1 protein-coding gene is annotated in these 679 nt (G+C 43.3%); it reads left to right on the top strand.

The features are described 5' to 3' along the window. The coding region (locus tag F6K40_RS09540) for a HAMP domain-containing protein (RefSeq protein ID WP_293134662.1) at positions 1-679 on the top strand (679 nt) is incomplete at both ends.

Genomic DNA, 679 nt, shown 5'->3' with positions numbered 1-679 from the left:
CAGGTGAGAAATATTGCTGAGGTGGCGACTGCTGTTGCTCAGGGAGACTTGACTCAGAAAATTACTGTGGATGCTCAAGGGGAAATTCTCGAACTAAAGACTACCTTGAATAAAATGGTAGATCAGTTAAATGCTTTTAGTGGAGAAGTAACACGAGTTGCTAAGGAAGTCGGAACGGAAGGAACATTGGGAGGTCAGGCAAAAGTAGAGGGAGTCGCCGGAACTTGGAAAGAGTTGACTGATAATGTGAATGGTATGGCAGCGAACCTAACTTTACAGGTGAGAAATATTGCTGAGGTGGCGACTGCTGTTGCTCAGGGAGACTTGACTCAGAAAATTACTGTGGATGCTCAAGGGGAAATTCTCGAACTAAAGACTACCTTGAATAAAATGGTAGATCAGTTAAATGCTTTTAGTGGAGAAGTAACACGAGTTGCTAAGGAAGTCGGAACGGAAGGAACATTGGGAGGTCAGGCAAAAGTAGAGGGAGTCGCCGGAACTTGGAAAGAGTTAACAGATAATGTTAACCAAATGGCAGCGAACCTAACTTTACAGGTGAGAAATATTGCCGAGGTTGCGACTGCTGTTGCTGAAGGAGATTTAACTCAGAAAATTACTGTGGATGCTCAAGGGGAAATATTGGAACTGAAAACTACCCTGAATAAAATGGTAGATCAAC

It is taken from the genome of Okeania sp. SIO3I5, from assembly GCF_010672085.1.
Taxonomy (GTDB): Bacteria; Cyanobacteriota; Cyanobacteriia; order Cyanobacteriales; family Microcoleaceae; genus Trichodesmium.
The sequence above is the reverse complement of the archived record's forward strand: the minus strand, read 5'-3'. Positions and strand labels throughout refer to the sequence as shown.